Here is a 25,968-nt window from a genome sequence, read left to right as displayed (position 1 = left end):
CTCCTGTCGAGCGCGTATCGCCATATTAGGCAGGCGCGCGATCTCGCCTCTGTGCGAGAGCGCACAGAGGCGGGCTCAGCCGGCCTGCTCGAGGCAGGCGGTCAGACGCTGCTCCAGCGTCGAGGGGCGCAGCAGCACCAGCCCGCCGCGGATCTTCTCGGCGAGGCCCTCGTGGATCATCGCCTGCACCTCGCGATTGACCTGCTCGCGCCGGCAGCCGATGCGCGCGGCGAGATCGTGCTGCAGCGGCGGCGGCGAGATGATCGACTGGCCCTCATGGCCTTTGCGCGGCAGGGCCAGCCGCAGCAGCTCGGCATAGAGCCGGTGGCGCAGATCGAGCACGGAGCGCTCGAACAGCCGCGAGTTGAGATCGCGAATGCGCTTCGTCAGCAGGCGCAGCACCTTCTCGCAGACCGCCGGCTGGCTGAACAGCACGGTTTTGAACACGCTCGACGGCATGATGCACAGCTCGGATTTGGTCAGCGCCGAGACATTGGCCGAGCGCTCCGCGCCGTCGATCGCCGCCATCTCCCCGAAAATCTGGCCGGGATGGAGGTCGCAGAGAATGACCTCCTTGCCCGCCGGCGTGCGGATGAGCACGCGCAGATCGCCGGAGACGATGAAATAGACGTCGGTCGAGCGGTCGTCGTAATCGACGACGAGCTCGCGCTCATCGACGCGCCGCCAAATGCATTTGCGGGCGATCCGCTCCGCCTCGGCGGGGTCGAGCCCCTCGAAATAAGCAATGCGCAACAAAGAATTCGACACGGTATCGCCCCGCCCAGAGCCACCATCGCAATTTGACCAGTATTTCGTCTCGCGTCGAGGGGCAAGCGCTCAATGTTCATGGACATAGTTTCCGGGAGCGGCGCAGAGCGGCGGAAAGCCGCGCGCCGCGGCTCCCATGGGCGGCGGCGAAACGCGCTCCGCTGAGCCGCGGGCGGCGAGCCATTCCGCCCACAGCGGCCACCAGGAGCCGTCCTCCCGCCGCGCCGCGGCCAGCCATTTGTCGGCCGAGACATAATGGTCCCCGGCCCGGCGCAAGGCGACATGAAAGGCGCGGCCGCGATGGCCGGGCTCCGAGACGACGCCGGCGTTATGGCCGCCGGAAGTGAGCGCGAAGGTCAGCTCATTGTCGGTGAAGAGATGGACCTTGTACACCGAGCGCCAGGGCGCGATATGGTCGGTCTCCGTGCCGATGACGAACATCGGCGCGGAAATATCCTTCAGCGCCACCACCTCGCCGTCCACGGCGTAGCGGCCGGCGGTGAGGCGGTTCTCCAGGAACAGCCCGCGCAAATATTGCGAATGCATGCGATAGGGCATGCGCGTCTGATCGGCGCTCCAGGCCATCAGATCATTGGGCTTCTGTCGCTCGCCGAGCAGATATTCGCGCACCGCCTTGGCCCAGACCAGCTCATTGGAGCGCAGCGCCGCGAAGGCGCCCCCCATCTGCCGCGTGTCGAGCACGCCCTGATCCCACATCATGTCTTCCAGAAAAGCGACCTGGGCGGCGTCGACGAACAGCATCAGCTCGCCCGGCTCGCTGAAGTCGGTCTGCGCGGCGAGCAGAGTGATGCTGGCGAGGCGCTCGTCGTGATCGCGCGCCATGGCCGCCGCCGTGATGGAGAGCAGCGTGCCGCCGAGGCAATAGCCGCAGCCATGGACCTTGCGGCCGGGCAGCACGGCGTCGATCGCGTTCAGCGCGGCGAGCACGCCGGAGACGCGGTAATCGTCGAAGGAGAGATCGCGATCTTCCGGCGTCGGATTGCGCCAGGAGATCATGAAGACGGTAAAGCCTTGCGCTACGAGATAACGCGTCAGCGAATTCTGCGGCCGCAGATCGAGTACGTAATATTTCATGATCCAGGCCGGGACGATCAATATCGGCTCGGCGTGGACGGTCTCTGTCGAGGGGCCGTATTGAATGAGCTCGATCAGCTCATTGCGGAAGATCACCTCGCCCGGCGTCGCCGCCACATCGACTCCGACGCGAAAGCCATTGCCGCCATTGGGCGTGTTCAGAAGCGCGCGTGTATAGTCCTCGATGAAATTTTCCGCGCCGCGCAGGAGATTGGCGCCGCCTTCCTTCATCGTGCGGTCGATGACCGTGGGATTGAGCCAGAAGGCGTTGGAGGGCGAGAACAGAGCGAGCCATTGCTGCGCCATGAAGGCGACGCGGGCGGCGTCATTGGGCGTCATGCCGCGCGCCTCGCGCGTCGCCTGCCGCCACCAATGCTCGCTCGCGAGAAAGCCCTGCTTCCAAAAGGCAAAAGGCGGCGCGTCCCAGGCGGGATCGTCGAAGCGCTTGTCGAAAGGCGCGGGCGCGAAGGGCGCCGCGACGGTCTCGCCGCGCGCCGCATGAGCGACGAATTGGGCGTATCGGGCGGCGTCCTGCATGGCGGCGAGCGAGAGCTCGATCTGCCGTCCCGGCGCGCGGGAGAGATGCGTCGCCCAATCGAGCCATGCCGACATTTGCGCCAGCGGCGAGACGCCTTGCGTGAAGCGCGCCGCAAAGGCGCGGGCCGCGCGATCCAGCGTGTCGAAGGAGGGGATATCGCCGCTATGGTCGATCTCCCGCGGCGTCGCATCTGCGAGCGGCGGCGTGACGATGGCGGGGGAGACGATGTTCATCGCGGTCGCTCCTGTGGCGGTGAGGGCTAATGTCGACGCGAAATTCATGAAATGATCGTGACGGCGCGCGGCCCCGTCCCGCAACGACGATGTTATGCGCTGCAACTGTGAAATCTATGCCGCGAGCCGGCGCCGCGCTATGCGCGATCTGCCGCGGCTGCTATTTCATCGATGAAGGTTTAGAAAGCTCGCGTCTCGGGACGAGCCCTCATCCGACCCTCGCTGACGCGAGGGCCACCTTCTCCCGCGAGCGGGAGAAGGAGCGCGAACCTCTTTTGGTTCCGCATTCGTAGGGCGCGCATCCTTCTCCCACTTGTGGGAGAAGGTGGCCCGGCAAAGCCGGGTCGGATGAGGGCGGCTGCGATTTCCGGGATCGACAACGCCCCTACGGCGCCCGCAGCTCGTGCACGCTGAACAGCGCCTCCGCATCGGTCCACACGCGGCCGGGCGTCCAGCCGGCGTCGCTCGCTGTGACGCGGAACTCGTCCACGCCATATTTGTAGCAGTCTTCCGTATGGATCGTCTCGCCGCGCGAGAAGGCGAAGTCGCGGCCGCCGATCTTCGCCGTCTGGCGGCGGCGGCTGACGAGGCGCATCTCTATGCGGCCGGCGCGCGCGTCATAGATCGCCTGATGGCAAAAGCCGGAGAGATCGAAGCCGCCGCCGAGCTCGCGATTTATGCGCGCGAGGAGATTGAGATTGAAGGCCGCCGTCACGCCATGCGCGTCGTTATAGGCCGCAATGAGGCGCGAAGGGTCCTTCTTCAGATCGACGCCGACGATGAGCCGCCCGCCCGGCCCGAGCAGGACGCGCATGGCCAGCAGCAATGCGCGCGCTTCGTCCGGCGTGAAATTGCCGATCGTCGAGCCGGGGAAGAAGCCGATGCGGCGTCGATCGGCGAGCGCTGCGGGCAGCGGCGCCGGCCGCGAGAAATCGGCGACGATGGGGCGGACGCGCAAATGCGGGAAGCGCGCGGAAAGACGCGCGCGCGCTTTCTCCAGCGCGCTGGCGCAGACGTCGATCGGCGCATAGAGGGCGAGGCGCGGCGCGCGTTCGAGCAATATTTCGGTCTTGCGGCTGGAGCCGGAGCCGAACTCGACCAGCGCCGTATCCTCTCCGGCGCCGTCGAGCATCTCCTCGCCATGCGCTGCGAGTATATCCGTCTCGACGCGCGTCGGATAATAGTCCGGCAGCCGCGTGATCTCGTCGAACAGCTCGCTGCCCGTCGCATCGTAGAAATAGAGGCAAGAGAGGCGCTTTTCTGCGCGGGAGAGACCGTCGAGCACATCCGCCGCGAAGCCGCGGCTCCTCGGCGCGGTGGGCTCCGCGCGATCGAGATCATTGGTCATCGGCCGACATCCCTGGCGAGGCGCAGGCCGGCGAAGAGCCAGCGCTGGCGCGCATAGAGGAAGTTGCGGTAGCTCGCGTGAATATGGCTCTGCGGCGTCGCGCAGCAGCCGCCACGCAGCACATGCTGGTCGCACATGAATTTGGCGTTGTATTCGCCAATGGCGCCGGCCGGCCGACGATAGGCGGGGTAGGGAAGATAGGCGCTGCCGGTCCACTCCCACACATCGCCGAACAGCTGGCGCGCATGGCCTTGAAACGTCTCCGCCGGCGGCAGCGGGCGCAGCGCGTCGCCCTCGAGCAGATTGCCGGCGACCGGCTCCTGCTGCGCAACCGTCTCCCATTCGAATTCGGTGGGCAGGCGCGCGCCGGCCCAGCGGGCGAAAGCGTCTGCCTCGTAGAAGCTCACATGGACGACAGGCGCGGCGGGCTCCAGCGGCCGCAATCCTTCCAGCGTCATGGCCAGCCAGAGGTCGCCGCGCCGCTCCCAATAGGCCGGCGCCTCCCAGCCCTCGCGCCGGATCGTTTCCCAGCCGTCGAAGAGCCAGAAGGCGGGATCGCCATAGCCGCCATCCTCGATGAATTCCAGCCATTCGGCGTTGGTCACGGGCCGATCGGCGATCTCGAAAGGATGGATCAGCGCGTCATGGCGCGGCGTCTCATTATCGAAGGCGAAACCTCGGTCGCAGGCGAAATGCTCATCGTCCGCGTCGCTTCCGATGCGCGTGATTCCGCCGGCGTAGCCGATCCAGCGCAGCGGCTCCGGCGGGCCGCAAAGCGCGCGCGGCGGCGCGGCGCGATAGGCCGGCCGCAGCGGATTGGCGGCGAAGAGCGCGAGAATATCGCTGAGGATCAGCTCCTGATGCTGCTGCTCATGCTGCAGCCCGAGCTCCAGCAGCCGCGCCGCCTCGCTCTGCGGCGCGAGGCTGGAGTCGAAGAGCCGCTCCAGCGCCTCCTCGATATGATGGCGATAGGCCATGACGCGTCCCAGCGGCGGCTGGCTCAGCAGGCCGCGTCGCGGCCGCGGCTGCCTGGCGCCAGCGCCCTCGTAATAGGAGTTGAAGCAATAGCCGAAGGCGGGATCGAAGAGGCGATAGCCGGGCAGAAAGCACGCCAGCACGAAAGTCTCGAAGAACCAACTCGTATGGGCGAGATGCCACTTTGTGGGGCTCGCCTCCTCGATCGCCTGCGCCGCCATATCCTCTGGGTCGAGCGGCGCGGCGAGCGCCAGAGTGCGCGCGCGCGTCGCCGCGAGCCGGGCGCGCAATGTCTCGGTCTCGAGGGGAGGGTCGCCATGTGGAGGCGAAGCGAAATCCGGTCGCGCCATCGGCCGCGTCGCCATCGGCTCTCATCCTGGGGCAAAGGTCGCGCCGCTTTCGGCGCCGTCGAACAGCGGGCCATATAGGCCGCGCCGATGCGTCGGCAATCGGCGACAGCCGCGCTCGCGGCGAGGCTCGTGCGAAGGCGCACAGCCGCTCTGGATGGCGCGTCCTATGCTTCTCTCACGCTCGACGAGACGAGAGCGCGAAGCGAGGGGACGGGGCCATGAAGACCGAAATCATGAACAGCGAAACGTCGATAGAGATCATCCGCCGCGCCATGGACGCCAAGGGCAGTCTGCGGGTCGCCGCGGCGAGCCTCGCCGCCGAGGCCGATCTCTACGCCGCCGGGCTCTCGCCCTTCTGCGCCATTCAGGTGATGCTGTGGCTCGAGGCCGCGCTCGATGTGGAGTTTCCGAAGTCCATGCTCCAGCGTCGCAGCATGGCGACCATGGGGACGATCGCCGCGCTCATCGGCGATCTGCTCCAATCCGAGGCGCGCGCGCGGGCGGCGTGATCACCGCACCACGACGCGGGCGCCTTTGGCGACGCGCTTATAGAGATCGATCACATCCGCATTGAGCATGCGGATGCAGCCGGAAGAGACCGCGCGTCCTATGCTCTCCGGCTCATTGGTTCCGTGAATGCGGAACAAAGTGTCCTTCTGCCCCTGGAACAGATACAGCGCCCGCGCGCCGAGCGGATTTCTCAGCCCGCCGTCCATATGCTCGGGCAGATCGGGGCGGCGCTCCAGCATTTCCGGCGGCGGCGTCCAGCCCGGCCAGAAGGCCTTGCGGCCGATCTTCGCCTCGCCCTTCCAGGCGAAGCCCGTGCGGCCGACGCCGATCGCATATTCCACCGCCTTGCCGTCCTCGAGCGAGAGGTAGAGACGCCGCGCGCGCGTGTCGATCGTCAGCGTGCCGGGCTCCTCGGCGGTGGGGTCGCCGATGAAACGGCGCCGCGTCTGCCGCATGTCGACATCGTCGTCATAGTCGATCGGCGTCGAATAATTCGGGTCGGCGTCGGGCGGCAGGGCGGCGAGGCGTTCGCGGTCGCGATCGTCGCGCTCGCGATTTTCCCTGGCGCGTGCTCGCGGAGCTTCGCGGCGCTCCTCGTCGAACGGCCAATTGGCGCGCGCACGCTGGCGGCGCGGCTGCGCCTCGTAGTCGGGATCGGCCGCCGCGCCATTCTGCGTCGACTCCGGCCAGAAATAATATTGCGCGGTCGCCGCGCTCGCATTGGCGAGCAGAGCGGCGACGCCGAGGACGAGACGTAGACGAAGCGACATGATGGTCTTTCCGATCGATTCCGACGCTCTTTGTCGAAGACGAAAAAGGCGAAAAGCGGAACGGCGCCGCCTATGAGCCATATGGAGCGGCGGCGCGGGCGTGACAGGCCCGGCCCACTCGTCGTCGATCATCGCAGAGCCGGGGACCAAAGGCCACGCTCGCGCCGAAAATGAAAGGACGCGGAAACGAAAAAAGCCCGGCGGCTCGCCGGGCTCTCTCGTCTCGCAGAAAGTTGGGCGAGGCGCGCTACTTCGGCTGCGGCACGATGCGGAGATAGGGCTTGGGCGCCTTCCAGCCCTCGGGATAGATCGTCTTCGCCTCATCGTCGGAGACCGAGCCGGCGATGATGACGTCGTCGCCCTGCTTCCAATTCACCGGCGTCGCGACGCGATGCTTGGCGGTCAGCTGGATCGAATCCAGCACGCGGATCACCTCGTCGAAATTGCGGCCCGTCGTCATAGGATAGGCGATGACGAGCTTGATCTTCTTGTCAGGCCCGATGATGAACACATTGCGCACTGTCAGATTATCGGCCGGCGTGCGCGTCGCGGAATCGCCGGAGGCGGCCGCCGGCAGCATGCCATAGAGCTTGGAGACATTGAGGTCGGCGTCGCCGATGACGGGATAGTTCGGCGCCGCGCCTTGGGTTTCTTCGATATCCTTGGCCCAGGCGGCGTGATTGTCGACCTTGTCGACGCTGAGCCCGATGACCTTGGTTCCGCGCTTGTCGAATTCGGCTTTCACCTTGGCGAGATAGCCGAGCTCTGTCGTGCAGACGGGGGTGAAGTCCTTGGGATGCGAGAACAGGACGACATAGGAATCGCCGATCCAATCGTGAAACTTGATGCGTCCTTCGGTCGTGTCGGCTTCGAAATCCGGCGCTGCTTCGCCTATTTGGAGCGGCATATGCGGTACTCCTCGCTCGATGTTCGAACCCACTTCGAGTCGTCGCTGTCGATTTGCGGCGGCTGCGCGATTGTGTGCAGAAATCATACCGAAGGAGAAACGGCCTTCAATGCGAATTTTGTCGGCATTTGTACTATGCTGAAACCTTCTCTTTTTCATGACGGCTGCGACATGAGCTGCCGTCATCGCGTCGAGACGGAGAATGGCTCCGTCTCATATCGATGAAGAGAAAGAATTTCTTTCTTTCCGCCTCGGCTTTCGTCTTGTCGCATCTGCGACAGAGGGCGCGGCGATTGTCAGGGTTCCGCATCCGCCTGACGCGACGGCTCGGCCGCGGCGAAGGCGGGATGGGCGAGGCAATGCGCCTCCACGGCGAGAAGCTTCGGCAGCGTCTCGAGCGGCGTCGAGAAGCGCCGCGCCGCGAAGAGCTGCGGAACGAGGCACACATCGGCGAGCGTTGGCTGCGCGCCGAAGCAGAAGGGACCGGGCTCGACGAGCCGCTCCACCGCCTCGAGCCCGCCCTGCAGAACCCAGTGATGGACCCAGGCGTCGACGCCGGAATCGTCCTGCCCCAGCCGCTCGCGCAAATAGTCCAGCACACGGCGATTGTTCAGCGGATGAATGTCGCAGGCGATGGCGAGCGCGACTCCGCGGACCTTGGCCGCGAGCAGCGGATCTTTCGGCGTCAGCAGCGGCTGCGGCGCGAGCGCGTCGAGATAATCGATGATCGCCAATGATTGGGTGAGGATCGTGCCATCGTCCAGCTCGAGCGCCGGCGCGAGGCCTTGCGGATTCTTCGCGAGATAATCGGCTCGGCGCTGCTCGCCGCGCGCGAGATGCACGGGGATTCGCTCGACGTCCAAGCCCTTCAGCTCGATCGCGATGCGCACGCGATAGGCGGCCGAGGAGCGGAAATAATCATAGAGCTTCATCGCCGTCGTCTCCGCCGTCCGCTCTGGAATCGCAGGTCGCGCGCAATATGTTGAAGGAGTGCGCCATTCGCAAGGAGGCCGCAATGTCGCCTTCGCCGGACAATCCGATGGGGACGGATGGTTTCGAATTCGTCGAGTTCGCCCATCCAGAGCCGTCGAAGCTCGCGGCTCTGCTCGAGCAGATGGGCTTCGTCGCCGTCGCGCGTCATCGCTCCAAGGATGTGACGCTCTATCGCCAGGGCGACGTGAATTATGTGCTCAACGCCGAGCCGGACAGCTTCGCCGCGGATTTCGCCCGCGTGCATGGGCCTTGCGCCTGCGCCATGGGCTTTCGCGTGGCGGATGCGCGCGTCGCCTATGAGCGCGCGCTCACCTTGGGCGCGAGCGCGGCGGAGACGAAGATCGGGCCGATGGAATTGAAGATTCCGGCGCTCGTCGGCGTCGGCGGCGCATTGATCTATCTCGTCGATCTCTATGGCGAGCGCGGCTCGATCTTCGACGTCGATTTTCGCTGGACCGGCGCGCGCGATCCGCATCCAGAAGGCGTCGGCCTCACCGTCATCGATCACCTCACCCATAATGTCTATCGCGGCCATATGGACGAATGGGCCGGGTGGTACGAGCGCTTCTTCTCCTTTCGGCAGATTCGCTATTTCGACATAGAGGGCAAGCTCACCGGCCTGCATTCGCGCGCCATGACCAGCCCCTGCGGGAAGATACGAATTCCGATCAACGAGAGCGTCGACGACAAGAGTCAGATCGAGGAATATCTCACCGCTTATCGGGGAGAAGGCATTCAGCATGTCGCCTGCGCCTGCGACGACATTTATCGCACGGTGACGGCGCTGCGGGCGCGCGGGCTGCAATTCATGCCGGCGCCGCCGGATTCTTATTACGCGCGCGTCGAGGAGCGGCTACCCGGCCATGGCGAGCAGTTGGAGCGCTTGCGCGAGCTGGGCATTCTCATCGATGGCGAGGGGCGCAAGCTGCTGCTGCAGATTTTCTCGAAGACGGTGATCGGGCCGATCTTCTTCGAGTTCATCGAGCGCAAGGGCGACGAGGGATTCGGCGAGGGCAATTTCCGCGCTTTGTTCCAGTCGATCGAGGACGATCAGGTGAAGCGCGGCGTGCTGCGCGCGGGAGGGTGAGGGATGAATTCGATGCGACGCTCGTGTGACGCCCCCTCCCTCACCCTCCCCCGCTGCGCGGGAGAGGGGACGGCCGACGTTTCGCGAAGCCTCGATGAAGCGCCGAGTCTCGCTCCCTCTCCCGCGTAGCGGGGGAGGGCCGGGGAGGGGGCGACCGCGGTTCTCTCCGCCTTCTAGTCGCGCCGCCATTCGGAGATTGAGCCATGACGCTCCGCTACATGTCCGGCTTCGGCAATGAGTTCGCCAGCGAGGCGCTGCCCGGAGCTCTGCCTGTCGGGCAGAACTCGCCGCAGCATTGCCCCTATAATCTCTATGCGGAGCAATTGTCGGGCTCGCCCTTCACCGCGCCGCGCGGCGCCAATACGCGCAGCTGGCTCTATCGCATTCGCCCGTCGGTGCAGCATTTCGGGCGTTTCGAGCGGCTCGAGCTTCCCTTCTGGATGAGCGCGCCTTCGCGCGAGGAGCATGATCTGCCGCTCGGCCGCTATCGTTGGGGGCCGCCGCCCATGCCCGATGGCGCGGTCACTCTTCTCGCCGGCGTGCGCATGATGACGACGGCCGGCGACGTCGATGCGCAGAGCGGCATGGCGGCGGGGCTCTATTTCGTCACACGCTCGATGACCGATGATTATTTCTACGACGCCGACGGCGAATTGCTGCTGCTGCCGCAGGAGGGCGCGCTGCGCCTCGTCACCGAATTCGGCGCGATGGAGATCGCGCCCGGCAAGATCGGCGTCCTTCCGCGCGGCGTGAAATTCAAGGCGGAGCTGATCGCCGGGCCGGCGCGCGGCTATCTGTGCGAAAATTACGGCGCGCCTTTCACTCTGCCGAATCGCGGGCCGATCGGCGCCAATTGCCTCGCCAACGCCCGCGATTTCGAGACGCCCGTCGCCGCTTTCGAGGACGCCGAGCGGCCGTGCCGGCTCACGGTGAAATGGGGCGGCAAATTCTTCATCTGCGGGCTCGATCATTCGCCGCTCGACGTCGTCGCCTGGCATGGCGATTACGCGCCTTACAAATATGATCTTCGGCGCTTCGCGCCGGTCGGCGCTCTGCTCTTCGACCATCCCGATCCGTCGATCTTCTGCGTGCTGACGGCGCCCTCGGAGCGGGAGGGGACGGCCAATATCGATTTTCTGATCTTCCCCGAGCGGTGGCTCGTCGCCGAGCATACGTTTCGTCCGCCCTGGTTCCATATGAATGTGATGAGCGAGTTCATGGGGCTGATCTATGGGCGCTATGACGCCAAGCCGGAGGGGTTCTCGCCCGGCGGCGTCTCGCTGCACAACAGCATGCTGCCGCATGGGCCGGATGCGCAGAGCTTCGCGCAGGCGAGCGCGGAGGCGCTGGCCCCGCAAAAGCTCGAGGGGACGCTCGCCTTCATGCTGGAGACGCGGCTGCCGCAGCATGTGACGCGCTATGCCGCGCGGCTCGAGACATATCAGAACGACTATGCCGATTGCTGGGCGGGGCTCGCGCGCCGCTTCGACGGGACGCCGTGAGGACAAGCGATGAAGCTCGCTTCTTTGAAAGCCGGACGCGACGGCAGGCTCATTGTCGTCTCGCGGGATTTGACGCGCGCAACAGAGGCGACGGCGGTCGCGCCCACTCTGCAGGCGGCGCTCGATGATTGGCCGCGCGCCGCGCCGCGGCTCGCCGAGATCGCCGAGCGGCTGGAGGCGGGGCTGATCCCCTCCTTTCGCTTTCGCGAGCATGAGTGCGCGTCGCCGCTGCCGCGCGCCTATCAATGGGCCGACGGCTCGGCCTATGTGAATCACGTCGCTCTGGTGCGCAAGGCGCGCGGCGTGGAGATGCCGCCCTCCTTTTGGAGCGATCCGCTGATCTATCAGGGCGGCTCGGACGGGTTTCTGGGGCCGCGCGATCCCATCCCTTTTCTCGATGAGAAATTCGGCCTCGATCTCGAGGCGGAGGTCGCCGTCGTCACCGATGACGTTCCGCTCGGCCTGGACGCCCGATCGGCGCGCGCCCATATCGCGCTCGTCATGCTGGCCAATGACGTGACCTTGCGCGGCCTCACGGCCAGCGAGCTGGCCAAGGGCTTCGGCTTTTTCCAATCCAAGCCCGCCTCGGCCTTTTCCCCCGTCGCCGTGACGCCGGACGAGCTCGGCGCCGCATGGAATGGCGCGACGCTCTCCGCGCCGCTGCTGTCCTTCGTCAATGGCGCGCCGCTCGGCCGGCCCGACGCCGGCGTCGACATGACCTTCGATTTCGGCGGCCTCATCGCCCATGCGGCGCGCACGCGCGCGCTCGGCGCCGGCGCCATCATCGGCTCCGGCACTGTGTCGAATCGCGCCGCCGACGGCGGGCCGGGCCTGCCGATCGCCGAGGATGGCGTGGGCTATTCCTGCCTCGCCGAGCAGCGCGTCGTCGAGAGCCTGCTCGGCGGCGCGGCGGGCACGCGATTTTTGCTGCCGGGCGACCGTATCCGCATAGAGATGCGTGATTCCGCCGGCCGTTCGATCTTCGGCGCGATCGAGCAGGAGGTGGTCGCGGCGAGCGAGATTTAGGAAGCGACGGGAGAGGCCGCCCAAGGGCGGCGCTCCCTCGGGGGGACGAGGGAGCGCCGCGCAGTGGCGGCCGACAAGACGAGCGAGGCGGCATGGACCGGAGTAGTCCGCTCGGCGCTCGCTCGGGAGGCGCAGCTGATCGGAGGGAGGTCCGATCTTCGCCTTTCGAGTCGGTCGACAGATTCCGCGAGCCTCGCCGGCCCTGAACCGCTTTTCCGTCGCATGTCCCGCCTCGCATCGGGGGGAGATTTCGCGCCTCGGGGAAAGGCGCGTCGAGGATGAGACATGGGTGACGCAATTGCGGGGTCCGCCATCTGAGACGGCGAGCGCTCGCGGAAGTCCGCTCGAATTGTCGCCGCTCCCGGGAGAAGAGCGCGACAATTCGTGTTTCTTGTTCCTGTGGCCTACGTGACGCCCGCGCTCAGACGCGAGAGAAACGAGGAACGAAGCTTAGGAGACAAGCCGGACGCAGAGCGTCCGGGAGGGCCGCATCGACATCAGACGAAGGCAGGCGGCGCTCGCGAGCGGAGATTGTCCGGGCTCTCATCGAGGTCCCGACCGAGGCGAGAGGCGAAATCGAAACGCGTGGAAATCTCGAAACGATAAACAATATGCGTGATGGTCGCCGGCAAGGTCGGCGCCGCGCTGGCGACGCAGGCGTCGCAGCAGACGACGAAGGGCGTCTTGGGCGCGCCATGGGACTTTTGGAAATCCTGGCAGAAAGCGGCGCGATCCTCGAAGACGCTGACGCCCGCTCCACCATGGCCGCGATGCGACGCGAAGCCCAGCGCGCCGACGATGATCGTCAGCGTATAGAGCCCCAGCGCCAGTCGCCGGAAGAAGGTCGAGCGTAATCTATCGGCCATGGTGAATGAGAGTTGCACTCATCATTGTCAGAGTCAAGGAGAGCGCGAGCGGCGCTTCACCAAGAAAAGCCGCGCAGCTCGAAGGAGCGGGCGATGGAGAGGCCGGCGGTGAATTGATTGCGCGAGCCGATCTCGTTGGGAATCGGGCTGGCGCCGACGCTGCCGGTCAGCCGCTGCAGGCCGCCGTAAATGGTGGCGTTGGTGTCCTTGGTGAAATCATAGCGGAAGGTGGCGAGCCCGCCCGCGGCGGTGAAGCCGCCATTGGCCTCATAAGGCTCGATGCGGCCATTGGCCAGAGATTCGAACGGCGTCACCGAGAAATAGGCGTTGGCGTATCGATTGTCGCCGAGGCTGAGGCGCGGTCCAAAGGAGAGCGTCGCGCGGCCGTCGCCGCCATAGAGATCGGCCCCCAGCGAGGCGACGAAGCCCTTGTGCCCGTCTATGCCCTGCCGCAGCTCGGCGCGCGTGCGGAAATGCTCGCCCTGATATTCGGCGAAGCCGCCAATCTCATGAGTGAGCTCGACGGTGTGCACGCCGGTGAGCCCGTCGCGCTGTCCGCGCTTGAACACGAAATTAGCCACCGGACCAGCGCGAAAGCCGTTGGAGTCGAGAATGGCGAAGCCGAATCCGTCGTCGGGCGTCGAGAACAGCTCCGGCTCGCCGATGCGTCGGAAGCTGATCGAGGGAAACGGATAGGGACGCAGCGTGCTCGAGCCCGGAAAGCTCGGGGTCAGCGCGCCCATGACGCCCACAGTCACGATCCAACCCTGTTCCGCCGCGGCGAATATGGGCGTCCGCGCAGGGGGCTCCTGCATGCGCAGGTCTTGCGCCTGTATGTCTTGTGCGCTCAGGCCTTGCGCGCGCTGCTCGTCCGCATGCGCAAAAGGGGCTGCGCCGGCAAGGCCGACACAGGCGAGAAGGCCGATCATCGCGGCGCGGGCGCGAGGCATGGCGGGACCCTCGTTGCAGCGTAACCAATTCGTCATCATTATTATCAGCCGGCGGGCGAAGCTGCCAAGTCCGTGGAGGCGCGGCCTCTTTTTCGCCGCTATGCATCCACCGGGCGCGATCGGAGCGAAGCGATGGAAAAGGACAGGCTGGCGGCTTTCAGCGACGGCGTGGTCGCGATCATCGTCACGATTATGGTGTTGGAGCTGAAGGCGCCGCACAGCGCGGATTGGTCCGCGCTCCTTCCTCTGGCTCCGACTTTCGCCAGCTATGCGCTCAGCTTCGTCTATGTCGCCATCTATTGGAACAATCACCATCATCTGCTCTACGCCGTCTCGCGGGTGGATGGCCGCGTGCTGTGGGCCAACATGCATCTGCTGTTCTGGCTGTCGCTCATCCCCTTCGCCACCGCCTGGATGGCGGACAATGACTTCGCCCGCGCGCCCACCATTCTCTACGGGCTCACGCTGCTGCTGCCGGCGATCGCTTATTATCTGCTGACATTGGCGATATTGCGGGCGGACGGCCCGGCCTCGCCGCTCGCCGGCGCGCTCGGCCGCGATGTGAAGGGCAGAGCGTCGATCGTGCTCTATCTTTGCGCCATCGCCGGAGGATATTTCGTCTCGCCGCTGCTGGCGCTCGCCATTTATGTCGGCGTGGCGATCATGTGGTTCGCGCCGGATCCGCGCATAGAGAAGACCGTCGCCGGCTCACGAGATCAGCGATAGATCCAGGCGTTGCGGGACAGCACGCCCTCGCCGCCCATCAGCCGCACCGCGGCGTCGCGCACCACCGCCATCGGCCCGGAGAAATGGCAATTGGCGCCTTGCTCGCGCGAGGCGCGCTGAATGCGGGTCGCCCGCTCGATTCGCGCCGTTTGATAGGCCGCCAGCGCCGTCTCTGCTTGCGCGCGCGCATCGGTGAAGGCGTGGCCGAGCGCCGCTGCGTCCTCTATCGCCTGCGCCGCGCCCTGGGCGAGGAAGGGCACCATGGGATGCGCGGCGTCGCCGAGCAGCGCCACGCGGCCGCGGCCCCAGCGCGTGAGCTCCGGCCGGGCGTAGAGCGGCCAGCGTCGCCAAGCGTCGCCGGCCTCGAGCAGCGCGCGCAAATCGCGGCTCCAGCGCGAAAAGCCCATGGCCTGGACCAACTCCTCGCCGGAGCGCGTCTCGGCGATGGGGCCGCGATCGGCGCGATCCTCGATAATGGCGACGGCGCTGACGATGCTGGCGTCGCGCAGCGGATAATGGACGACATGTCCGCCCGGCCCGAGCCAAATGTGAGTCTCGCGCTCGCGCAGGGCGGCGGGCGCCGAATCGATCGGCATCAGCGTCCGCCAGGCGGTGAGCCGCGCCGAGCGGGGCGCGTCGTCCGCGACGAGGCCGAGCGCATCGCGAATCGTCGAGCGCAGCCCATCGGCGCCGATCAGCGCCGCCGCCTCCAGCGTCGCCTCGCCGATCGCCGGCCGCACGTAATCCGCATCCTGCGTGAAGCCAGCGCAGCGCGCGGCGATGCGCGTCTCGACGCCGAGGCGCTGCGCCTCTTCGAGCAGCGCCTTCTGCAGATCGGCGCGGTGGAAAACGCGGAAGGGCGCGCCCCAGCGGTCGCGCGCCTCGGCGAGCGGCAGGCGCGCCAGGACGGCGCCGTCGGCGGCGCGGCGAATATTGAGGGCGCGCGGCTCGAGGGCGACGGCGTCCAGCGCCGGCCGCATGCCGAAACCCTGCAGAATTCGTCCGGCGTTGGGCGAGATTTGCAGGCCGGCGCCCACTTCCTCTATCCGCTCGGCCTGCTCGAGGACGAGCGTCCTTTTGCCGGCGCGCGCCAGGGCGATCGCCGCGGCGAGCCCGCCTATGCCGGCGCCGACGACGATGAAGGGAGCGCCCATTCGCGCGGCGTCAGGCGGTCGGGTCGAGGACGGTCTCGGAATGATAGACGCATTCGGCCGGATCGGCCGCGCCATGGCCGAGGGCGGCGTCGAACACATAATGCGTCGAGCAATAGGGGCAGACCGCCTCGTCCGCCGCGCCCATGTCGATGAAGACATGCGGATGGTCGAAGGGCGGCAGCGCGCCGATGCACATGAATTCCTTGGAGCCGACCGTGATCTTGGCGACGCCCGGCTGATTGTGGAAGTGCGGTGTGGAATCGTGCGACATGGCGGGGAATCCCTCGAGCGGTCGGTTGGCTGCGCGCAGCTATATTGGAGCCGCGCGGTTTTGGGTAGGGGGAGGAAGGTCGCGGGGGAGGGGATGGCGCTCTCGACCGCCACGCGCGCCGCAGAACACGGCCCGCGCGTGTTATTCGTAGCTGACTTTGAACTCTGGAATCGCTCTATGCATGTATTGATCGAAAAGTGGGACTGTAAATTCTGTATCGCCATGCGACGGCGAGTAGATCATTCCCTTTTTTATCAGTGCGCTTCGGGTCGGTGCGACAGACTGTACTTTCACGCCGAGCATGTCTGCGATTTCACCCGAGCGTTGCTTGCCAGATCCGAGTTCGGCAAGCGCTCTCATATATCTCTTTTCCGACGGGTTGCATCGTTCCAGTCGCATTTGGAAAAAGCTCTTGTCGAGCTCATCGATCGCTGGAACATCGGCGGCTCTCGCTGTCTCGGCGTCAATCTGCTCTGTGTCCGACAAGTTCCAAGCCGTATACGCCCATTGCTGTAGAAAATACGGGTATCTCTCGGTTACTTTCAGGATATGAGCGATAGCCTCATCCGTGAACGAGGCTCCTTCGGCTTTTGCAGGAACTTGGAGGGCGTTGATGGCGTCCTGACTTTTCAGCGCGCCTATGTCAGGAAACCGAAACAGCCGTTCGGAATAGGACTTCGAGTTCCCAGCGAGCGCCCTGATCTGCGGGAGGCCAGCTCCGATCATCACGATCGGTAGGCTTTTTTGATTCGTCTTGTGGATGGACATAATCAATGCGCTGAATTCGTCTTCAGAAAGGTATTGCAATTCGTCCACGATGAGAGCGATCGGCGTCGACGCCGCTTTGGCCGCCTCGCCGACCATTGCGATCAATTCAGGCAGGTCTGCCTCGATATTCCCGCTGTCGGCAAAGCCTTTTTCCGCTTCGATGCTGAGACCGAAGTCGACGTCGTTTATCGTGACTTTCAATCCATTCAAGAAGCCCTTCAGGCCGCGTAGGCTACGGCGCGCCATGTCCTGCGCGTTCTCCACCTTGCTCAACGAATAGAGAATAGACCGTAATTTCGGCGCGAGCAGCTCTGGAAGGCTCTTGCCCTCGTGGGCTTCTATGAAGGACGACTTGCAGCCGATATCGGAGGCGATTTCTTCGATTCTGTTAAGCAGAACTGTTTTGCCGACGCCTCGTAGCCCGACCATTATCAAGCTTTGTGCAGGACGGCCGGCAGCAATGCGCTTGATCGCGTTGGTGGCATCCTCGATGAGGGATGAACGCCCGGCCAATTCAGGCGGCGGAGTTCCAGCGCCGGGCGCATATGGATTACGTACGATGTCCAATTCAAGCGACCTTAGCTAATTATAGCAGAAAAATCATATACTCCGGTAAGTTTGATATCAAGCGGCGTGGGAGGCTTGCCGTGGCCTGCTAGAGTCGTCGTTACGGCGAAGGTCGAGGGAGCGCCCCATGAGCCCCCTCACCCCCGCACCCGCACATACTCCCCCGGCGCGTCGCAGAGCGGCTTCAGCTTCCCGTCGCCGGGGATGCGCGCCGGCACGCGCTGCGGCGCTTGCGCGGTGATCCAGGCGAGCCAGTCGCCCCACCAGGAACCCTTGTTCTCATGGGCGGTCTTCGCCCAATCCTCATAGAGGCCCACGGGCGGGCCGCCGGTCCAATATTGATATTTGTTCTTGGCCGGCGGATTGACGACGCCCGCTATATGGCCGGCGCCGGCGAGCACATAGCGCACCTCGCCGCCGAAATATTTCGCGCCGGTGAAGACGGAGCGCGCCGGCGCGATGTGGTCTTCCTTCGCCGCCAGCTCATAGATCGGAATCTTCACCTTGCGCAGATTGAGCGTTACGCCGTCGATCACCATGCGGCCCTGCGACAGCGCATTCTCTATGTAGCAATAGCGCAGATAGAAGAGATGGTTCGCGCGCGGGATGCGCGTGCAGTCCGAGTTCCAGGTGAGGAGATCGAAAGCCGCCGGCTCGACGCCCTTCATGTAATTATTGACGAAATAGGTCCAGAACAATTCATTCGGACGCAGAAGATTGAAGGTCGTCGCCATTTTGACGCCTTCGAGATAGCCGGTGCGCGACATGGCCTCGTCGAGCGCGGCGAGGCGCGCCTCGTCGATGAAGACCTGCATGTCGCCGGCGTCGGTGAAATCCACCTGCGTCGCCAGAAAGGTCACGCTGTCGATGCGGTCGTCGCCCTTTTCGGCCATATAGGCGAGCGTTGCGGCGAGCATGGTGCCGCCGACGCAATAGCCGGCCGCCGCCACATGTTTGGCGGCGGTCGCCTGCTGCACCGCGTCCAGCGCGGCGAGCACGCCTTCCTTCATATAGGCGTCGAAGCCCTTCTCCGCTTGGCTCTCGTCGGGATTGACCCAGGAGATGACGAAGACGGTGAGGCCCTGCGCCGTCGCCCAGCGCACGAAGCTCTTCTCGCGATTGAGATCGAGCACGTAGAATTTGTTGATCCAGGGCGGCACGATCAGCAGCGGGCGCTCATAGACCGTCTGCGTCGACGGCGCATATTGGATGAGCTCCATTACCGGCGTGCGATAGACGACCTTGCCGGGCGTCGTCGCCATATCGACGCCGAGCTCGAATTTGCTCTCGTCGCTCTGACGCAGCTTCAGCATGCCATGGCCGGCGGAGAGATCCTCGGTCAGCATCTTCATGCCGCGCACGAGATTCTCGCCGCGCGCGTCGAGAGTGGCGCGCAGCAGCTCGGGATTTGTGGCGACGAAATTGGAGGGCGACAGCGCGCTGGCGACGAGCCGCGTGTAGAAGGCCGCCTTGGCCTTCACCTGCGGGTCGAGCCCTTCTGTGCGCTCCACTGCGTCGCCGGCCCAGCGCGTCGTCAGCGCATAGGATTGGCGCAGCCAGTCGAAGAAAGGATTGTCGTTCCACTCCGGCGCCGCGAAGCGCTTGTCATTGGGGTCCGGCGGCACGATCGGCGGCGTGTCCTCGCCGGAGAAGCGGCGCAGCGTCTGGCTCCAAATATCGGTGAGGCCGGAGACGAGCGTCGCCTGGGCGGCGTAGGCCTGATCCGGCTTGGCCATCCAGCGCTCGGCGACGACGCCCAGCGTCTTGACGGCGTCGGCGACATTGCTGGCCAGCTCACTGCGCGTGTCGCCCGGCTCCATGCCGCCTATGGCGGCGGCGAGCGCCTTGCGGCCCTGATCGACGAGCCGCGCCAGATTCTCCGCGAAAATCTCGAAATCATGAGCGTTGGGCGCGGCCGTGGTCAGAGCCGGCGGCTTTTGCCGCGCGGCGGCCGGCGCGGGCTCCGGCTCCCGGGGGGCGAGCCGGTCGAAGAGCCGGCGACGCTGCTCCTCGGACAATTCCTCCACGGCGCCGGCCAGCAGCGCGGCCGCGGCCTCGAGCGCGGCGTGACGATCGGCCTCCGCATCCTTTGCGACCGCGGGGCGGGGCGCCGGCGCGGCTGCGGCCGGCTTTTTCGGTTTTGCCTTCGCCGCCGGTTTCGCCGGCGCCGCCGCCGCGGGCTTTTTCACCGCGTCACCGCCTTTGGGCGCGCGGCCCTCCAGCGTCAGCGTCGACGTTCGCTCGCCTGCCGCGGCGCGCCCTTTCGGCGCCGCTGGCGCGGCTCGGGGCTCGACCCGGGGCTCGGCCTCGGGCTCGGCCGCGGCGTGAAGCGGCGGCCGCCGTTTGGCTCCGGCTGGCGAACGTCTTTGTGCGGTCATGGGCTGTCCTGTCCTCGGCGGCTTCGCGCCGCCGGCCTCGTCTCTTCCTTAGAGCATATCCCGCGAAGGTTCGGAAACCGTCTCTCACGGAGAAAAGCGCTTCCTCCAATACTTAAGCGCGGCGATGCGTCGCGGAAGGGCGGGAGCCCCCATATCGGCGCCCCCTTATCAAAGCCGCATTGTCGCACTATGACGGAGGCCAGCCTCTGGAGAAGCCGATGATTTGCCGTCTCGCGATCTGCCTCGCCCTGTTCGCCGTCGCCGCGGGCGGCGCGCGCGCGCAGGAAGCGGGGTCCGAGACCGCGGGCGAGTCGATCGGCAAATTCTTCGAGGGAATGGAGATGCGGCGTCCGCCGCCGGCCCCGGCCGATTTCGTCGAGCGCTCGCGGACGGGCGCGACCGGCTACACGCCCTTCGCCGCGCCGACTCCGGCGGCCGACGTCAAGAAAGACGCCAAGAAGAGCGCCGCCCGCGCCGCCGAGCTCGAGAAAGAGCTCATCGCCGCCGCGGCCGCCAATCGCGCCCGCGGCGCCCGCGTCAAAATTCCCGACGCGCCGAAAGAGCGGCGCGCCGAGACGAAACAGCGCCAGAGCGCGCAATAGCGCGCTAGATTCTTTCGTCGGACGCGAATTCTGGTCGTTTCGAACATCCCGTTCGAGCGGACAGCGCTCTAGCTCTTTCGAAAGGGTTTCGCGCCACACTCGTCCGCCGCGCCTCGAAATGAGGTCGGCGGAGCTTTCAACGGAAATAGGCGATGTCGGACTTCTATCGCATCAAGCGGCTTCCCCCTTATGTTTTCGAGCAGGTCAATCGGCTCAAGGCCAAGGCGCGCGCCGGCGGCGCCGATATCATCGATCTCGGCATGGGCAATCCCGATCTGCCCGCGCCGCGCCATGTGATCGAGAAGCTGGTCGAGACGGCCGGCCGTCCGCGCACCGATCGCTATTCGGCCTCCAAGGGCATCGCCGGCCTGCGCCGCGCCCAGGCCGGCTATTACGAGCGCCGCTTCGGCGTGAAGCTCGATCCCGAGACGCAGGTGGTGGCGACGCTCGGCTCCAAGGAGGGCTTCGCCAATATGGCGCAGGCGATCACCGCGCCCGGCGATGTGATCCTCGCGCCCAATCCGTCCTATCCCATTCACGCCTTCGGCTTTCTGATGGCCGGTGGCGTCATCCGTTCCGTGCCGGCCGATCCGACGCCGCAGCTCTTCCATGCGCTGGAGAAGGCGGTCGCGCATTCCATCCCCAAGCCTATCGCCATCGTCGTCTGCTATCCGGCCAATCCGACGGCGACCGTCGCCTCGCTGGATTTCTACAAGGACCTCGTCGCCTTCGCGAAACGGCACGACATATTCGTGCTCTCCGACATCGCCTATGCCGAGGTCTATTTCGACGATAATCCGCCGCCGTCGATCCTTCAGGTCAATGGCGCGATGGACATAGCCGTCGAATTCTCGTCTCTGTCGAAGACCTTCTCCATGGCCGGCTGGCGCATCGGCTTCGCGGTCGGCAATGAGCGCCTCTGCGCCGCGCTGGCGCGGGTGAAGAGCTATCTCGACTATGGCGCCTTCACGCCGGTGCAAGTGGCGGCGACCGCGGCGCTCAACGGCCCGGACGATTGCATCAAGGAGATGCGCGCCATCTATAAGAAGCGCCGCGACGTGATGGTGGAGAGCTTCGCGCAGGCCGGCTGGCCGATCCCGGCGCCTTCCGCGTCGATGTTCGTCTGGGCGCCGATCCCGGAGCGCTTTTCCGGCATGACCAGCCTCGAATTTTCCAAGCTCCTCATCGAGAAGGCGGATGTCGCCGTCGCGCCGGGCGTCGGCTTCGGCGAGCATGGCGAGGGCTATCTGCGTCTCGCTCTGGTCGAGAATGAGCAGCGCATTCGCCAGGCGGCGCGCAATCTGCGCCGCTTCTTCGAGGGCGCGGAGACGACGCTGCACAATGTCGTGCCGCTGCAGGCGCGCGGCTGACGCAGCGAGAGAAGGGGAGGGCGGCGTGGTTCGCATTTTCGTGGCGATGGCCGCCATTCTCGCCGCCGGCGCGGCTCTCGCGCGGGACGAGCCGCAGCACACGCAGATCGAGCGTGGCCGCGCTATCGCCAATGCCAATTGCAGCCGCTGTCATGCGACCGGGACGCGAGGCAAGAGCCCCAATCCGGCCTCGCCGCCCTTCCGCACGCTGACGAAGAAATATCCGCTCGAAAATCTCGAGGAGGCGCTGGCCGAAGGCATCGTCGTCGGCCATGGCGGGCTGGACATGCCGCGCTTCGAATTCTCGCCGGCGCAAATCGAGGCGCTGCTCGACTACATTGCGTCGATCCAGCGCAAGTGACGCCCACGAGCGAGGCGCATGAGCGCCGGCGCCTTGCATGATTTCTTAAGGCCTGCTGCGTAATTTCGTCGCATGGAGGATCGAGCGCATGCGGCGGGGCATGCGCCCGAAGGCATGACGCCGTTTCTTCATTCCGGCGCCGATCCGGCTGTGCTCGATCGCGGAAGATCTCCGCGAGCCGTCTCTCTCCCATCCGACATTCCGCCGCCAGGACCTTCATCGTCTCCGAGCGGCTCTTCTCCCGGAGGCACTTCATGCGCCTGTCGATTTCTCGCGCCGCGAGCCTGCTCGCCGCCGTCGCTTTTCTCGCTTTCCTCGCAACCGCCGGCGCCGGGCGCTATATTCTCGACGAGCTGCGCATCGGCGGACACGCCTATCAGAAGATTGCCGCGGGCAAGGATCTCGTCGCGGATGCGCTGCCGCCTCCATTCTCCCTTTTGGAAGCCTATCTCGACGTCGAGCTCGCCGCTACCTACAGGATCGACGCGCGTGAGGCGAAGACGCGCCTCGCTTCCTTGCGCAAGCAATATGAGGAGCGCCGCGCCTTCTGGTCCAAGTCGAAGCTGCTGCCGGCGGAGCTGTTGACGCTCGCCAAAGGGCCGGCGACCGAGACGGCCGACGCCTTTTGGCGTGAGATCGATGCGTTTCTTCCGGCGCTCGAGCGCGGCGACGGCGCCGGCGTGGCCGCCTCCATGGATCGTCTCGATGCGAGCTTCATCGCCTATCGCGCCTTCGAGACGCGCCAGGTCGAAGCGGCGAACGCTTTCGCCGCCGCGACGGAGAAGGACGCCGATCTGCTGGGCGATCGCTCCGACATTGCGAGCCTCGCGGCCACGATCGCTATTTTGTGCCTTCTCGCGGGCGCGGGCCTGATCGCCCATCGCCATGTCGTGAGGCCGATCGTCACGCTCGCCGATTACACGTCCAGGCTCGCGCGCGGCCAGACATTCGACAAGCCGCCCGTGATGAGCCGCAGCGACGAGATCGGCGAAATGCGGGACGCGATCGCCATATTCCGCGACAAGCTCGAGGAGGTGCGTCTCGCCGAAACGCGCGCCGCCGAGCAGAACGCCGCCGCCGCCGCCAAGCTGGAAGAAAAAGCCGCCGGCGCGAAATGGTATATCGAGAACCGCGACTTCTTCTTCGCCGAATACACCGCCGCCATGGAGCGCCTCGCCGAGGGCGATCTCGAGGTGCGGCTCGAGAAGGAGTTCATCAAGGATTACGAGAAGCTCCGCGCGCGCTTCAACACCGCCGTGGAGCGCATGCAGCACACGCTGCGCGGCATTGTGACGACGAGCGGCGCGATCGGCTCCAGCACGCGCGAGATCGCCCGCGCCGCCGAGGATCTGTCGCAGCGCAATGAGCAGCAGGCGGCGACTCTGGCGCAGACGGCCGCGGCCGTCGGCCAGATCACCGACACGGTGCGCAAGGCCGCCGGGAGCGCCGTCGAGGCGCGCGAGATCGTCGGCGACGCCAAGACCGACGCGGTCAAGGGCGAGAAGATCGTCGGCGACGCCATAGAGGCGATGGGCGGCATAGAGAAATCATCCGAGCAGATCGGTCAGATCATCGGCGTCATCGACGAGATCGCCTTTCAGACCAATCTCCTCGCGCTCAACGCCGGCGTCGAGGCGGCGCGCGCGGGCGAGGCCGGCCGCGGCTTCGCCGTGGTGGCGACGGAAGTGCGCTCGCTCGCCCAGCGCTCGGCGGAGGCCGCCAAGGAGATCAAGGAACTCATCGCCGCCTCCAACACGCGCGTGCAGGATGGCGTCGCGCTGGTGGCCGAGACCGGCGCCTCGCTGCATCGCATCGTCGAGCAGGTCAATCGCATCGATGTCGTCGTCACCGGCATAGCGGCGAGCGCGGAGGCGCAATCGACCAGCCTGCGCGAGGTGAACACGGCGGTGCAGGAGATCGATCAGGTCACGCAGAAGAACGCCGCAATGTCCGAGGAGACCAATGCGGCGACCCGCTCGCTCGCCGAGGACAGCGCCGAGCTGGTGCAGCTCGTCGCGCGCTTCAAGATCGGAGAAGTCGAGACGCGAGCGCCCTCGCGGCCCATGCTGAAGCGCGTCGCGACCTCGCGCTCCGGCTCCGCCGTGCGCAAGGAGGCGCCGCAGGAGGAGGAGTGGGCCGAGTTCTGAGGCCCCTCCCGCCCCTCTCCTGCTTTGCAGGGGAGGGGCCTCCACGTCAGCGCCCGAAGCCGCCGCCGCCTCCGCCCGCGCCTCCGCCGAAGCCGCCTCCGCCATAGCCGCCGCCGAAACCGCCGCCGCCCCTGCCGGGGAAGCCGCCGCCCGCATTCGGCGCCGGCGATTGCGGGGCAGCGCTCGGCGCCTGCGCATGCGCCAGCTCTTCCTGGAAGACGCGGCAGCTCTTCTTGCGGTCATAGCGCGCGAAGAAAGGGCTCGGAAAGGACAGGAATTCCGCGCGGGTGACGCGGCCTTTGCCGGCCATGTCGAAATAGTCGAAGGTCGCGGCGTGAAACACCGGGCTCAGCCGCGGAATGACCTCGAAATCCTGCGCGTCGATGAATCCGCGCTTGCGCTTGTCGGCGAGGCGGAACATGCGCTCGAGATATTGCTTCCACTGCTCGCAAGTATAGACGCCGCCGGCGCCGCCCCATTCGCTCGAAGTTGCGAGCACATCGTCCGGGCCGCCGCCGCCTCCGCCCGCGCGGGGCGCGTCTCCGGGAACGCCGCGCGGCCGATGCTGCTGCGCGAGCGTCACGCTTGAAACCAAGGCCAATAGTCCAACCGTCGCGAGCCGGATCGCCGCATGTCGCATGAGATGACCTCCAGAGCCTGCCGCCGTCCCGCCCGCGGCGAGGACCGGCGGCTCTGCAATAGCACGGCCTCTGCGCGGGCGGCGCGGTTTTCCGCGGCAGACGAAAGCGCCGCGCCGCGCTATAGACGCCTTCCCCGCAGGGACGGAGCCGCCGCGCCATGCCGAAAACTCTTCCGCGCTTTCTGCTTTTTCCTTTGCTCGCTCTCGTCTGCGCCGTTCCGGCGCGCGCGGAGGAGCGCGCCATGGAAAGGTCCATCGTTCCGCTCGATGTGGTCCATGGCGCCGATGACGGCGGCCGCGCCTATGTGACCATGCGTTTCGGCAATGTGATGGGGCCGATGCGGCTGGACACGGCCGCCTCCACCAGCCGCATCAAGCTCGCGCCTTGGAACGCCGGCTTTCCGGCGCTGGGCGCCAGCGTATCCACCAGCGCCTCCGGCGTCGCTTCCCGCTGCGAGGATGTGGAGGCGGCCAATGTCGAGCTGAAGGCGGCGCAGGGCAATAATATCGGCCGGGCCAAATATCGCGTCACCCGCTGCGCGACCTCGGACGGGGACGATCTGCTCGGGCTCGATTTCTTCCAAGGCGCGCGCTTCTCGCTCGATCTTATGGGCGGCGAGATGGTCTTCTTTCCCGAGAGCGCCGGCGCCGATTGGCGGCCCTTCCGCAAGCTCTGGCCGGATCAGAAGCTCGTCGGCCTAGAGGCGCGCCTCGGCAAGACGGAGGCGGTCGGCCTCTTCGACACGGGAGCCGAAATCTCCGCCGTCGATCGCCGCTTTCTGGAGCGGCACAAGGGGCTGTTCGTCCCGGTGAAGAAAAAGGCCAAGGTGAGCGAGGCCTCCGGCAAGAAAATCGACGCGAAGGTCTATAAGGCCAAGGAGATAGACATAGGCGCGGGACGTGTGCTGAAGGATGTCGTCTTCGTCTCCTATGATTTCGGCCCGTTGCGCGAGGCGCTCGGCGGCGAGGCGGCGATCATCCTCGGCTTCGATGTGCTGAGCCGGTTTCGCTGGGAGCTGGACTTCGGGGCGGAGGGGCCGCGATGGAAGGCGGTGGGGAGGTAGGG

24 protein-coding genes are annotated in these 25,968 nt (G+C 66.0%); 10 read left to right on the top strand and 14 right to left on the bottom strand.

Annotated elements, in window-relative coordinates; all coding sequences use genetic code 11:
• Window positions 1–75: 75 nt before the first annotated feature.
• The 4 genes from K369_RS14965 to egtB all read right to left on the bottom strand — a co-directional run bounded on the left by K369_RS14965 (window position 76) and on the right by egtB (window position 5,322).
• The gene (locus K369_RS14965; RefSeq protein WP_051465447.1) at window positions 76–768 is read right to left on the bottom strand and encodes a Crp/Fnr family transcriptional regulator; all 693 of its coding nucleotides are present in this window, start codon (window positions 766–768) and stop codon (window positions 76–78) included.
• Window positions 769–837: 69 nt separating this feature from the next.
• Window positions 838–2,634, bottom strand: a complete 1,797-nt coding sequence (locus tag K369_RS14960; protein ID WP_084570691.1) for an alpha/beta hydrolase — start codon at window positions 2,632–2,634, stop codon at window positions 838–840.
• Between the two features lie 385 nt (window positions 2,635–3,019).
• A complete protein-coding gene (gene egtD / locus K369_RS14955; protein WP_036292248.1) occupies window positions 3,020–3,982 on the bottom strand; it encodes an L-histidine N(alpha)-methyltransferase in 963 nt (320 codons plus the stop codon).
• Window positions 3,979–5,322, bottom strand: a complete 1,344-nt coding sequence (gene egtB, locus K369_RS14950) for an ergothioneine biosynthesis protein EgtB (protein WP_084570690.1) — start codon at window positions 5,320–5,322, stop codon at window positions 3,979–3,981. Before egtB ends, egtD begins: the two co-directional genes overlap by 4 nt.
• A gap of 203 nt (window positions 5,323–5,525) precedes the next feature.
• On the opposite strand from egtB, the gene K369_RS14945 reads away from it, so the two are divergent.
• Complete coding sequence (locus K369_RS14945; RefSeq protein ID WP_051949322.1) at window positions 5,526–5,816, top strand: phosphopantetheine-binding protein; 291 nt, start codon at window positions 5,526–5,528, stop codon at window positions 5,814–5,816.
• Here K369_RS14945 and K369_RS14940 read toward each other — a convergent pair whose 3' ends face one another.
• From K369_RS14940 to maiA, 3 genes are all read right to left on the bottom strand, one after another.
• Entirely contained in the window at window positions 5,817–6,587 is a 771-nt protein-coding gene (locus K369_RS14940; RefSeq protein ID WP_036295378.1) for a L,D-transpeptidase, read from the bottom strand. It abuts the gene before it with no gap.
• Window positions 6,588–6,834: 247 nt separating this feature from the next.
• The gene (locus tag K369_RS14935) at window positions 6,835–7,494 is read right to left on the bottom strand and encodes a peroxiredoxin (protein WP_018266423.1); all 660 of its coding nucleotides are present in this window, start codon (window positions 7,492–7,494) and stop codon (window positions 6,835–6,837) included.
• 296 nt (window positions 7,495–7,790) lie between these two features.
• The gene (maiA, locus tag K369_RS14925) at window positions 7,791–8,426 is read right to left on the bottom strand and encodes a maleylacetoacetate isomerase (protein WP_036292246.1); all 636 of its coding nucleotides are present in this window, start codon (window positions 8,424–8,426) and stop codon (window positions 7,791–7,793) included.
• 83 nt (window positions 8,427–8,509) lie between these two features.
• Here maiA and hppD point away from each other — a divergent pair, with 83 nt between their 5' ends.
• From hppD to K369_RS14910, 3 genes are all read left to right on the top strand, one after another.
• Window positions 8,510–9,574 (top strand): 4-hydroxyphenylpyruvate dioxygenase, encoded by a 1,065-nt coding sequence (hppD, locus tag K369_RS14920; protein ID WP_036295375.1) that lies wholly within the window; start codon window positions 8,510–8,512, stop codon window positions 9,572–9,574.
• A 203-nt stretch (window positions 9,575–9,777) separates the two neighbouring features.
• Entirely contained in the window at window positions 9,778–11,076 is a 1,299-nt protein-coding gene (gene hmgA, locus K369_RS14915; RefSeq protein WP_036292245.1) for a homogentisate 1,2-dioxygenase, read from the top strand.
• 9 nt (window positions 11,077–11,085) lie between these two features.
• Window positions 11,086–12,102: a fumarylacetoacetate hydrolase family protein gene (locus tag K369_RS14910; RefSeq protein WP_036292244.1), complete on the top strand. Its 1,017-nt coding sequence runs from the start codon at window positions 11,086–11,088 to the stop codon at window positions 12,100–12,102.
• 497 nt (window positions 12,103–12,599) lie between these two features.
• Here K369_RS14910 and K369_RS14905 read toward each other — a convergent pair whose 3' ends face one another.
• Both K369_RS14905 and K369_RS14900 read right to left on the bottom strand, forming a co-directional pair.
• Window positions 12,600–12,968 carry a hypothetical protein gene (locus K369_RS14905; RefSeq protein WP_156968044.1) on the bottom strand — a complete coding sequence of 123 codons (369 nt, stop codon included), beginning with the start codon at window positions 12,966–12,968 and terminating at the stop codon, window positions 12,600–12,602.
• A 56-nt stretch (window positions 12,969–13,024) separates the two neighbouring features.
• Window positions 13,025–13,918 carry a MipA/OmpV family protein gene (locus K369_RS14900; RefSeq protein WP_245278210.1) on the bottom strand — a complete coding sequence of 298 codons (894 nt, stop codon included), beginning with the start codon at window positions 13,916–13,918 and terminating at the stop codon, window positions 13,025–13,027.
• 132 nt (window positions 13,919–14,050) lie between these two features.
• Between K369_RS14900 and K369_RS14895 the strand changes: the two genes are divergently transcribed.
• Window positions 14,051–14,644, top strand: a complete 594-nt coding sequence (locus K369_RS14895; RefSeq protein ID WP_036295368.1) for a TMEM175 family protein — start codon at window positions 14,051–14,053, stop codon at window positions 14,642–14,644.
• On the opposite strand, the gene K369_RS14890 is transcribed toward K369_RS14895, so the two are convergent.
• From K369_RS14890 to phaC, 4 genes are all read right to left on the bottom strand, one after another.
• Window positions 14,635–15,798 (bottom strand): FAD-dependent monooxygenase, encoded by a 1,164-nt coding sequence (locus K369_RS14890; protein ID WP_036292243.1) that lies wholly within the window; start codon window positions 15,796–15,798, stop codon window positions 14,635–14,637. The two genes, K369_RS14895 and K369_RS14890, sit on opposite strands and share 10 nt — an antisense overlap.
• A gap of 10 nt (window positions 15,799–15,808) precedes the next feature.
• A complete protein-coding gene (locus tag K369_RS14885; protein WP_018266414.1) occupies window positions 15,809–16,069 on the bottom strand; it encodes a zinc-finger domain-containing protein in 261 nt (86 codons plus the stop codon).
• 141 nt (window positions 16,070–16,210) lie between these two features.
• On the bottom strand, window positions 16,211–17,404 hold the full coding sequence (locus tag K369_RS14880; protein ID WP_036292242.1) for an AAA family ATPase: 1,194 nt from the start codon (window positions 17,402–17,404) through the stop codon (window positions 16,211–16,213).
• Between the two features lie 137 nt (window positions 17,405–17,541).
• Window positions 17,542–19,782 carry a class I poly(R)-hydroxyalkanoic acid synthase gene (phaC, locus tag K369_RS14875; RefSeq protein ID WP_084570689.1) on the bottom strand — a complete coding sequence of 747 codons (2,241 nt, stop codon included), beginning with the start codon at window positions 19,780–19,782 and terminating at the stop codon, window positions 17,542–17,544.
• 218 nt (window positions 19,783–20,000) lie between these two features.
• Between phaC and K369_RS14870 the strand changes: the two genes are divergently transcribed.
• From K369_RS14870 to K369_RS14855, 4 genes are all read left to right on the top strand, one after another.
• Window positions 20,001–20,384 carry a hypothetical protein gene (locus K369_RS14870; protein WP_051949321.1) on the top strand — a complete coding sequence of 128 codons (384 nt, stop codon included), beginning with the start codon at window positions 20,001–20,003 and terminating at the stop codon, window positions 20,382–20,384.
• A 152-nt stretch (window positions 20,385–20,536) separates the two neighbouring features.
• Window positions 20,537–21,754: an LL-diaminopimelate aminotransferase gene (locus K369_RS14865; RefSeq protein ID WP_024880839.1), complete on the top strand. Its 1,218-nt coding sequence runs from the start codon at window positions 20,537–20,539 to the stop codon at window positions 21,752–21,754.
• A 25-nt stretch (window positions 21,755–21,779) separates the two neighbouring features.
• Window positions 21,780–22,115 (top strand): cytochrome c, encoded by a 336-nt coding sequence (locus K369_RS14860; RefSeq protein ID WP_084570688.1) that lies wholly within the window; start codon window positions 21,780–21,782, stop codon window positions 22,113–22,115.
• A gap of 254 nt (window positions 22,116–22,369) precedes the next feature.
• Window positions 22,370–24,262: a methyl-accepting chemotaxis protein gene (locus K369_RS14855; protein ID WP_036292241.1), complete on the top strand. Its 1,893-nt coding sequence runs from the start codon at window positions 22,370–22,372 to the stop codon at window positions 24,260–24,262.
• 46 nt (window positions 24,263–24,308) lie between these two features.
• Here K369_RS14855 and K369_RS14850 read toward each other — a convergent pair whose 3' ends face one another.
• On the bottom strand, window positions 24,309–24,902 hold the full coding sequence (locus tag K369_RS14850; protein ID WP_036292240.1) for an EF-hand domain-containing protein: 594 nt from the start codon (window positions 24,900–24,902) through the stop codon (window positions 24,309–24,311).
• 242 nt (window positions 24,903–25,144) lie between these two features.
• Here K369_RS14850 and K369_RS14845 point away from each other — a divergent pair, with 242 nt between their 5' ends.
• Window positions 25,145–25,966, top strand: coding sequence for a retropepsin-like aspartic protease (locus K369_RS14845; protein ID WP_245278209.1), 822 nt, complete (start codon window positions 25,145–25,147; stop codon window positions 25,964–25,966).
• The last annotated feature ends 2 nt before the right edge of the window (window positions 25,967–25,968 follow it).

The organism is Methylosinus sp. PW1, from assembly GCF_000745215.1.
Taxonomy (GTDB): domain Bacteria; phylum Pseudomonadota; class Alphaproteobacteria; order Rhizobiales; family Beijerinckiaceae; genus Methylosinus.
Note: the sequence above shows the minus strand (reverse complement) of the source record. Positions and strands in the feature narration are given on the sequence as shown.

Bases quoted from the DNA above. Each gene is read 5' to 3' on its own strand.
- K369_RS14960 (WP_084570691.1), bottom strand. From the start codon at position 2,634: ATGAACATCGTCTCCCCCGCCATCGTCACGCCGCCGCTCGCAGATGCG.
- egtD (WP_036292248.1), bottom strand. From the start codon at position 3,982: ATGACCAATGATCTCGATCGCGCGGAGCCCACCGCGCCGAGGAGCCGC.
- egtB (WP_084570690.1), bottom strand. From the start codon at position 5,322: ATGGCGACGCGGCCGATGGCGCGACCGGATTTCGCTTCGCCTCCACAT.
- K369_RS14945 (WP_051949322.1), top strand. From the start codon at position 5,526: ATGAAGACCGAAATCATGAACAGCGAAACGTCGATAGAGATCATCCGC.
- K369_RS14940 (WP_036295378.1), bottom strand. From the start codon at position 6,587: ATGTCGCTTCGTCTACGTCTCGTCCTCGGCGTCGCCGCTCTGCTCGCC.
- K369_RS14935 (WP_018266423.1), bottom strand. From the start codon at position 7,494: ATGCCGCTCCAAATAGGCGAAGCAGCGCCGGATTTCGAAGCCGACACG.
- maiA (WP_036292246.1), bottom strand. From the start codon at position 8,426: ATGAAGCTCTATGATTATTTCCGCTCCTCGGCCGCCTATCGCGTGCGC.
- hppD (WP_036295375.1), top strand. From the start codon at position 8,510: ATGTCGCCTTCGCCGGACAATCCGATGGGGACGGATGGTTTCGAATTC.
- hmgA (WP_036292245.1), top strand. From the start codon at position 9,778: ATGACGCTCCGCTACATGTCCGGCTTCGGCAATGAGTTCGCCAGCGAG.
- K369_RS14910 (WP_036292244.1), top strand. From the start codon at position 11,086: ATGAAGCTCGCTTCTTTGAAAGCCGGACGCGACGGCAGGCTCATTGTC.
- K369_RS14905 (WP_156968044.1), bottom strand. From the start codon at position 12,968: ATGGCCGATAGATTACGCTCGACCTTCTTCCGGCGACTGGCGCTGGGG.
- K369_RS14900 (WP_245278210.1), bottom strand. From the start codon at position 13,918: ATGCCTCGCGCCCGCGCCGCGATGATCGGCCTTCTCGCCTGTGTCGGC.
- K369_RS14895 (WP_036295368.1), top strand. From the start codon at position 14,051: ATGGAAAAGGACAGGCTGGCGGCTTTCAGCGACGGCGTGGTCGCGATC.
- K369_RS14890 (WP_036292243.1), bottom strand. From the start codon at position 15,798: ATGGGCGCTCCCTTCATCGTCGTCGGCGCCGGCATAGGCGGGCTCGCC.
- K369_RS14885 (WP_018266414.1), bottom strand. From the start codon at position 16,069: ATGTCGCACGATTCCACACCGCACTTCCACAATCAGCCGGGCGTCGCC.
- phaC (WP_084570689.1), bottom strand. From the start codon at position 19,782: ATGACCGCACAAAGACGTTCGCCAGCCGGAGCCAAACGGCGGCCGCCG.
- K369_RS14870 (WP_051949321.1), top strand. From the start codon at position 20,001: ATGATTTGCCGTCTCGCGATCTGCCTCGCCCTGTTCGCCGTCGCCGCG.
- K369_RS14865 (WP_024880839.1), top strand. From the start codon at position 20,537: ATGTCGGACTTCTATCGCATCAAGCGGCTTCCCCCTTATGTTTTCGAG.
- K369_RS14855 (WP_036292241.1), top strand. From the start codon at position 22,370: ATGCGCCTGTCGATTTCTCGCGCCGCGAGCCTGCTCGCCGCCGTCGCT.
- K369_RS14850 (WP_036292240.1), bottom strand. From the start codon at position 24,902: ATGCGACATGCGGCGATCCGGCTCGCGACGGTTGGACTATTGGCCTTG.
- K369_RS14845 (WP_245278209.1), top strand. From the start codon at position 25,145: ATGGAAAGGTCCATCGTTCCGCTCGATGTGGTCCATGGCGCCGATGAC.